Genomic DNA, 8,438 nt, shown 5'->3' with positions numbered 1-8,438 from the left:
GCCCGCACCAGCGCCGCGCCCAAGGCCGCGCCGCCGGTGATGCGCGCGCCGGCACCGCTGGGCCGGACCGCCCTCCCGCCGCTTGCCTCGCTCGCCGCGATCCCGGCGGGGCCGGTCGTGCAGCGCGAATGCGCCGCGTGCGAGGCCGAGGACAAGGAGCCCGGCCTCCAGCGACGCCTGAATGCGGCGGCGTCGGCGGCGTCGGTCCAGCGTCAATGCGCGGCGTGCGAGAGCGAGGACAAGGAGCAAAGCAGCGTCCAGCCCCGCCTCGAAGTCGGCCCTGTCGGCGACCGCTACGAGCAGGAAGCCGACAGCATCGCGGCGCAGGTCATGGCGATGCCGGCTCCCGATGCGATGCCGTCCGACGTTTCGGCGGCGGCGGGGGCGGTGCAGCGCGCCTGCGGCGCCTGTTCTTCCTCTTCCGAGGAACCGCGCGCGCGCCGTTTTGCCGAACCCGAGGAGGAAAAGGAGGGCAAGGTGCGCGCCCGGCGCGACGAGGGCGGTGAAACGATCGCGGCCTCCGACACCCAGCTGACCAGCGGCGGCAGCGCCTTGCCCGCCGCGACGCGCAGCTTTTTCGAAAGCCGGATGGGCCGCGACCTCGGCGATGTGCGCGTCCACAGCGGCGATGATGCATCGGCGAAAAATGCCAGCATCTCGGCCCGCGCCTTCACCTACAAGAACCATGTCTGGCTCGGCGCGGGCGAGAGCGCGTCGCCCAGCTTCACCATGGCGCACGAACTGGCGCATGTGATGCAGCAGACCGCGCCGGGGCCGGTCGGGCCGGGCGTCGCGCGCCGCCCGGCCAGCGCCGCGCGCGCCGCCGTCCGCCGCGCCAGCGTGCCCTTCTGGCTCCCCGCCGAATTCACGCTGCCCGGCGCCGCCGAGCCGATGTCGGCGCTGATGACCAACACCGGCAAGCATCATGCGGCGGTGACCGCGCTTGCCAAGGCGAATAGCAGTTCGAATATCCTGACCGAGGTCATGATGCCCAACGCCAAGGCCGATGGCGCTGGCTGCGGGCTCTGCGGCTTTGCCGACCTGTATCGATCCGACCAGAGCACCGTTCCCGGCGTCGAGCTCGACTGCGGCAAGACCGAGCCGCCGACCGCGCCGAAATCGGCGCCGGGGCTGAAGGTTTTCGATGCCACGACGACGTCGAGCTGCGGCTTTGCCGCCGGGGGAACCGCCGCCGCGGGCGCGTCGACCGGAAGCGGCCGGGCGCCGACGCTGGCCGCGGGCGCCCCAGTCGGCAGCATCTCGGGTATCCAGCTTGCCGACATGAAGCCCGGGCACAATGAATCGGCGCGTGCCAAGGGCGTCGACCAGCTCAACAGCTATTTCGACGGCATGACGCTGGTGCGCGACAAGGCGCGCGCGGCCGGCGGCGCCAGCATCTACCAGTTCGGTAACCCAAAATTGATGCCGCAGACGCTGATGCCGAACATTCCGGCCAAATGGGATCCGAACCAGAAGGGGGGCGACTGGCCGGTCAACAATATCCGCTTGCACATGGGACCGCTCAACGATTTTTCGCCGCCGGGTATCAAGGGGCGCTGGTCGATCGCCAAGGACCCGATCAACAGCGGCATCTGGACCTATTTCCTCGCCCCCGAACCAACCAGCCTCGCCGCCGCGATGAAGACGCCGGAGGCGAAGAAACATGGCGTGAAATCGGCCAAGGCCAAGATCGACAAGATCATCGGGTGCCTGACCGCGCCGCCGTCGAGCCGCAAGGCGGCCTGCAAACGGCCGCTGCCCAAGGCCCGCCGTCGTCCGCTCGCCGGCTCGACAGCGCCGGCTCGGGTCCAGCGCAAGACGCCGGTGCCCAAGACCGATCATTTCAACCTCGAAAACTGGAACAATCTGCGCCGCGGCACTGCGGGCGCCGGCAAGGGCGTCAGCCTGAAGACGCAGCTCGACAAGGACTTCAAGAAGGACGTCCGCGAAAAGATCCGCTTCCAGGGCCGCGCGGTCGAATCGATCGACTGGATGAAGAAATCGCTCGGCGTCCAGCGCGACAAGCCCCGCGATTCGGACGCCATGACCGCGGGCCGCGACCTGCTCGAAAAGATGATGTTCTGGGCCGGCGAGACCCCGGTCGGCGATGTCGCGCGCTTCTTCGGCATGCTGCGCAAGTCGCTCGGCGGGGTCTTCATCAAGGCGGCGCAGGCCTATGAAAAGGTCAAGGCCAAGTTCCACGCCACCTTCAAGGGCGCGCCGTTCAAGACGTCGAACAGCGCGCCTGCGGCACAGGCCGCGATGCGCGTGGCGAAGGCGGTCTTCATGACGATCGGCAAGATCGTCATCGCCAAGACGACTTCTGCCATCGTCAAATGCATCGAGAGCGGCTTCGTCAATTTCATCAAGTCCAAGGTCGAAGGCGGACTCGACGATCTGCTCGCGCAGGCGGCCGAGGCCGAAAAATTCATCACGCAGATCAAGGACGATATCTTCGCGTCGGTCGAAACCGAGTTCGCCGCGATCGTCAAACCCTTCAAGGACGATCTCGACAGCATCATCGGCGGCGCCAAGATGATCGCCAGCATCACCGGGGCGGTGGTCGAGGCGATCAAGGTCGTGCGCCTCGGTTTCTGCCTCGCGGGCCTCGGCGCGGCCGGGGTCGGCGCGATCGTCACCTGCATCCTGTCGCTGGCCGACTATATCGCGTCGAAATTCGGCTATTCGCCGCTCGACTGGCTGGTGCAGCGCATGATGAAAAGCTGCCCCGCGCGTCAGGTGATGGCCAAGGCGATCCTCGCGGTCGAGGACGTCAGCAAGCTGCCGACGGTGCTGGCGCAAAAAATTCTGCGCAAGCTCAAGGATCTGGTGCCCGCGGCGATCCAGCCGATGTTCTGCGACATCGACAAGATGGTCGTCGAGGATGTCGAATTGAAGGATTACCAATGCAAGATGGGCTCGGGTGACGAGTCCGACGGGGACGGCGAAGGCGGCGGCAGCGGCGACGGTGGCGGCCCCGCGGAGCAGGAGGGCGACGCCGCCGACGGCGGCGGCAGCAAGGGCGGCGAACAGGGTGGCGGGGCGCCGGCCAAGGACGATGGCCAAAGCGGATCGACCGGCACTCCCGGCATCGCGGGCAGCGGCGGCGAAGCCGAGAGCAAGGGCGGCGCGCCGGCCCCGGCGGGCACCAGTTCGGTCAAGGGCGGGACCGTCACCACGGGCGATCCCAAGGTCGGTTCGGGCTTCATCGAATCCGGCATCGACCCGAACCGCGCCTATAATAATGAAAATGTCCCGGTGCGGATCACGATCAACCTCGGGGACCATATCATCCGCGATCAGCCGTGCACGATCCGCGTGGTCAACCTCGGTCCGGCGGAGGGCGGCGGCAAGCTCGCCTATTTCTACTTCCCCGACGATGCGGAGCTGAAGAAGAAGGAAGGCACCTTCGTCGTCACCGAGCCGGGCAAGGAGCCCTATAACTGGAGCCCCAATCGCGGACCCAAGCACAAGGCCGCCTTCCCGATCCGGGGGAGCGGGAAATGACCAACTTCCCCGGCTCCCCGAAAACCATCAAGGGCGCGATCGTCGGGCTCGACCTGTTCAACCCGCTCGCCTCGGTCGCGATCTTCCAATATAATCCCGAGCAGATTTCGCGCAGCCTCGCGCCGCAATATTCGGAGGCCGGGGGCGGGCGCGCGGAGGCGTTGCGGCTCGCCGGGCCGCCGACCGAAACGATCAGCGCCAATCTGTCGCTCGACCTCATCGACCAGATGGAGCGCGGCGACGCCGGGCCGCTCGGCGCGGGGATCAGCGGCTATCTCGCGGCGCTCGAGATGCTCGTCTATCCCAAGTCGCTGCTCGTCGCGGCGAACCAGATCCTGCTGCAGGTCGGCACGATGGAGGTGATCCCGCCCGTCGCGCCGCTCACCCTGTTCATCTACGGCTGGAAACGCGTCGTGCCGGTGAAGATCGAGAGCCTGTCGATCACCGAGACGATGCACGACCCCAATCTCAACCCGATCCGCGCCGACGTCTCGGTGTCGATGAAGGTGCTCACCTACAATGATCTCGCGGTCACCCACCCCGGCTTCTGGGCGTTCATGGCGCACCAGGTGGTCAAGGAGGTGCTCGCGACCGTCGCCAGCGTCGACAATGTCGGCGCGATGCTCGGCGGCGATACGAAACTCTTCTGAAAGGCCGACGCGCATGTTCACGCTCACCAGCCGCTATGCCCACCAGCCGGTGCTCGCCGCCGACCGCGGCGATGGCGTGACGGTGCGCTATGTCCTGCCGCGCATCCTGCCCGACCCCGCCGACATGGCTCTAGCGACGCGCCACCGCGCGATCGACGGCGACCGCATCGACCTGCTCGCCTGGCGCAACCTCGCGAGCCCGACCGCCTGGTGGATGATTGCCGACGCCAATCGCATCACGCACCCGGCGGCGCTGCCCGGCGAACCGGGTAACGTCACGCTGATCCCCGTGCCGGGGACGGGAAGGGCGGCCGGATGAGCCTGCTCGGCAACATCCTCGGCATCCGCCTCAACCTGCTGATCGGGCCCAGCCCGGTCGCGCTGCCCGCGCCCGCCGACGTGATGAACGCGATCGCCGACCTCGAGGTGAAGCTGACCGATAGCAGCGAATCGGGCTTCAAGCTGTCGATCAACACCGGCCGCACCGGCCCCACCGATTTCCTCGAATCGCCGCTCATCATGCACCCGCAATTGCAACGCGGCTGCCGCGTCATCGTGACGATGATCTTCGACGTCATTCCTTATGTGATCTTCGACGGACTGGTGACCAAGCGCGAATATACGCCGGGCAACAGCTCGCGCTCGGGGGTGCTGACGCTGTTCGGCCGCGACCTTTCCATGGAACTCGACAAGGAGGTCAAGCAGACCGAGCATCCCGCAATGGACGAAACGATGATCGCGACGCTGATCGCGGTCTCCTATCCGCAATTCGGCATGCTGCCGATGGTGCTGCCGCCCAAGTTCATCGACCCGCCGATTCCGATCGACCGGGTGCCGCAGCAAAGCTGTTCGGACTGGGCGTATCTGCACCAGATGGCGCGCCGCCATGGCTATGAAACCTATATCGACCCCGGCCCGCTGCCGGGCATGAACAGCCTCTATTGGGGGCCGCCGGTCAAGCCCGGCGTGCCGCAGCGGACGCTGACCGTCGACATGGGGCCGGGATCGGACGCTTATGACGTGACGACGTCGGAGGACGACACGGTGCTGACCTCGGTCGAGACCAAGGTGCTCGACCGGATCACCGGCGCCGAAATTCCCGTGATCGCGCTCGTCGGCAGCAATCCGCCCCTGGGCGCCATCCCCGAAACGATCGCGCGCTTTGGCGAAACGCGCAAGGAACCGATCATGACGACCGGACTCAACGCCGCCCAGGCGATGGGGCGCGCGCAGGCGAAGGTCGATGAGGGCGCAAAAAAGGCCTTCACCGTGTCGGGCACCATCGACTCCACCCGCTACAACGCTGCACTCAAGGCGCGCGACATGGTGTTCCTGCGCGGCGCGGGGCTCAGCTATGGCGGCCTCTACAAAGTGTCGGAGGTGCGCCACCTGATCCGGCCGGGCAGCTACGAGCAACAATTCGTCCTCTCGCGCGGCGACCGGCTGCCGATGGCCCCGATGGTGCTGCCATGAACCCCGCCGACGCCTGTCCGACCTTTTTCGGCAAATATCGCGGGACGGTGGAAAACCCCGCCGATCTGCAAGGCATCGGCCGCATCCAGGTCAGCGTCCCCGGCGTGCTCGGCGATGGCACGCTTGCCTGGGCGATGCCGTGCCTGCCCGGCGCGGGACCGGGGGTCGGTTTTCACGCGATCCCGCCCAAGGGCGCGAAAGTCTGGGTCGAGTTCGAGGCGGGCAATCCCGACTATCCGATCTGGTCGGGCGGCTTCTGGGACCTCGGCGACACGCCCGCGCCGCCGGGACCCGCCGCCTTCCTGACCAAGGCGTGGAAGGGCGACAATTTCAGCCTCGAAATCATGGACATCCCCGGCGCGCCCACGCTCGCGCTCGAACTCACCACCGCGATGGGCCCGGCGAAGATCGAGGCCGATGCCACCGGGCTGACGATCACCCATGGTGCCAGCACCGTGAAGCTCGCGATCGACGGCGTGTCGATCAATGGCGCCAATCTGAAGGTGCTGCCATGACGATCCCGCTCGTCACCATGGCTTCGGTCGCGCAATGCCCGCACGGCATCCCCGGCACCCTGCTGTCGTCGGCGTCGAAGGTGCTTGTCGCCGGCGCCCCGCCGCTGCTGATGGGCGACAAGGGGCTCGTCGCGGGCTGCCCGTTCCAGCTTCCCGCAGGACCGACGCCGTCGCCCTGCGTCACGCTGCAACTGCTCGGCGCGTCGAGCAAGGTGATGGTCGAGGGCAAGCCCGCGCTCAAGATAAACCCCGGCGACCTCGGTATCGCTGCCACCCAGGCCCCGCAGGGGCCCGTGGTGTGGGCGAGCGTGCAGACGAAGGTGCTCGCGCTATGACCCATTTCGGCTTTCCCTATCGCATCGACGCCAATGGCCGCACCGCCGGCGCGCCGCACGAGGCGCATATTCGCGAGATGATCGAGCAATTGCTGTTCACGCGGCGCGGCGAACGCGTCAACCGCCCCGATTTCGGTGCCGGGGTCAACGACCTCGTCTTTTCCGAAAACGCCCCCGAACTCGCGGCGGCGGCGCAGCATATGGTGATGGCGGCGCTGCAGCAGTGGCTTTCGGGCGCGATCGAGGTGCGCGGGGTCGAAACCGCCGCCGAGGACAGCCGCCTTGCGATCACCGTGCGCTATCGCCCGCTCGACGAGGCGCGCGAGCAGGTCGTCACCGTGGAGCGCGTGTTTTGACCGGCGCCTTCCAATATTGCGGCACCCAGCGCCGCCGCCAGCTCGTGGCCGAGGCGAATGTCGATACCGGCGGCGGCGTGCTGCTCAACGGCATCGACTATCTCGAGGTCGTCGACCGCGACGCGCCGGCTCCCGAACTGCGCCAGCGGCTGCTCACGCTCGTCTTCCTGCGCGACGACGGGGTGATCGATGCGGGTGCGCCGATCCTCGACCCCGACAATTTCCGCATCGACGGCGGCACCCGCGTCACCGGCATCCGCGTCACCGACGTCGCGCTCGGCCCGGTGCCGTTCAGCCTGACGCTCACCCTCGACGCCGCGGGCGATTATTCGCCCTACCGGCTGTCGGTGCGGCTCGGCGCGGTCAACGACGCGGTGCCGCCCTTCCTCGATCCGATGCTCGCGGCGCTCGATTTCAGCTTCAAGGCCGAATGTCCCTCGGCGTTCGACTGCGCCGCACCCGACGGGCCGGGCGCCCCGCGCGCCTTCGGCCCGCCGATCGACTATCTCGCCAAGGATTATGACAGCTTCCGCCAGCTGATGCTCGATCGCATGGCGGTCAGCCTGCCCGGCTGGACCGAACGCAGCCCCGCCGATCTCGGCGTCACGCTGGTCGAGGCGCTCGCCTATGCCGCCGACCAGACGAGCTGGTTCCAGGACGCGGTGGGGACCGAGGCCTTTTTCGGCCGCGCGCGGCTGCGCCAGTCAATCCTCCGTCACGCGCGGCTGCTCGGCTATGCGGCGTCGGAGGGCTGCAACGCGCGCGTTCCGATCGAGATCAAGGCGCGGCTCAACGTCAATCGTGTCGCGCCGCAGCCGCCGATCCTGCCCGCCGGCACGCGCATGCTGACGCGTCCGCCGAACCTTCCGGCCACTTACGCTGCGGTCCAGCCGCGCGATCCCGAAATCTTCGAGGAACTGGTCGGCGGCGGCGCTTTGGTGTTCGAAACGCTCGACGAGCTCCGCTCGCTGCGTATCGCGCGCAACGAGATGCGGTTCCACAATTGGGGCGAGGCGGCGTGCTGCCTGCCCGTGGGGTCGACCACCGCCTTCCTCGTCGGTACCCGCGCCGCGCTCGGCCTGTCGCGCGGCGACCTCCTGCTGTTCAAGGAACGCCGGCCCTTCGGCGGTACCCCGGCCGATCCGCCCGATCCGGCGCATCGCCAGGTCGTCCGTCTCGCCGCCGATCCGGTCGACGTCAGCGACCCGGTCTTGGGCAAGGCGCTCGTCCGCATCGACTGGTTCGCCGAGGATGCGCTGACCTTCGCGCTCAACCTCGAGGACGGCGGCGCGACCGCGAGCGGCAACATCATCTTGGCCGACGAGGGGCGCAGCATCGACTATGGCCTCTCGCCCGCCGAGGCGCGCGAGGACGGCATCGCGGTCGGCGGCGACGACCGCTCGGGGCTGCTTGCCGACGACGGCCCCGGCGCGCTGCTGCGCTACCGCCTCGCCGCCGACGCGATCGTCCATGCCGCGCCTTATGATGCCGCCGCCGCGCGCGGCCAGTCGGCGCGCGCCGGGCTCGCCGCTGTCGGTCAGCCGCTCGCGTCGGTCGAACTTGCCGGCGACGGCGAAAGCTGGCGCGCGGTATCCGACCTGC

At 68.1% G+C, this 8,438-nt stretch carries 8 protein-coding genes; all 8 read left to right on the top strand.

The features are described from left to right. Nucleotides 1–3,507, top strand: a 3,507-nt coding sequence (locus tag B1A78_RS18795) for a DUF4157 domain-containing protein (RefSeq protein WP_077148430.1), incomplete at its 5' end; no start/stop codon positions are given. After that, entirely contained in the window at nt 3,504–4,157 is a 654-nt protein-coding gene (locus B1A78_RS18790) for a hypothetical protein (RefSeq protein WP_077148429.1), read from the top strand. The genes B1A78_RS18795 and B1A78_RS18790, both read left to right, overlap by 4 nt. Before the next feature lie 13 nt (nt 4,158–4,170). Further along, the gene (locus B1A78_RS18785) at nt 4,171–4,476 is read left to right on the top strand and encodes a hypothetical protein (protein WP_077148428.1); all 306 of its coding nucleotides are present in this window, start codon (nt 4,171–4,173) and stop codon (nt 4,474–4,476) included. Further along, on the top strand, nt 4,473–5,630 hold the full coding sequence (locus tag B1A78_RS18780; protein WP_077148427.1) for a hypothetical protein: 1,158 nt from the start codon (nt 4,473–4,475) through the stop codon (nt 5,628–5,630). The genes B1A78_RS18785 and B1A78_RS18780 overlap by 4 nt, the downstream gene beginning before the upstream one ends. After that, nucleotides 5,627–6,145: a phage baseplate assembly protein V gene (locus tag B1A78_RS18775; RefSeq protein WP_077148426.1), complete on the top strand. Its 519-nt coding sequence runs from the start codon at nt 5,627–5,629 to the stop codon at nt 6,143–6,145. Before B1A78_RS18780 ends, B1A78_RS18775 begins: the two co-directional genes overlap by 4 nt. Beyond that, complete coding sequence (locus tag B1A78_RS18770; RefSeq protein ID WP_077148425.1) at nt 6,142–6,480, top strand: hypothetical protein; 339 nt, start codon at nt 6,142–6,144, stop codon at nt 6,478–6,480. The genes B1A78_RS18775 and B1A78_RS18770 overlap by 4 nt, the downstream gene beginning before the upstream one ends. Then, nucleotides 6,477–6,836, top strand: a complete 360-nt coding sequence (locus B1A78_RS18765) for a GPW/gp25 family protein (RefSeq protein WP_077148424.1) — start codon at nt 6,477–6,479, stop codon at nt 6,834–6,836. The genes B1A78_RS18770 and B1A78_RS18765 overlap by 4 nt, the downstream gene beginning before the upstream one ends. Continuing rightward, the coding region (locus tag B1A78_RS18760) for a hypothetical protein (protein WP_218668002.1) at nt 6,833–8,438 on the top strand (1,606 nt) is incomplete at its 3' end. The genes B1A78_RS18765 and B1A78_RS18760, both read left to right, overlap by 4 nt.

Source organism: Sphingopyxis sp. KK2, assembly GCF_001990265.1.
Taxonomy (GTDB): Bacteria; Pseudomonadota; Alphaproteobacteria; order Sphingomonadales; family Sphingomonadaceae; genus Sphingopyxis.
This window is presented reverse-complemented; position numbering and strand designations above follow the sequence as displayed.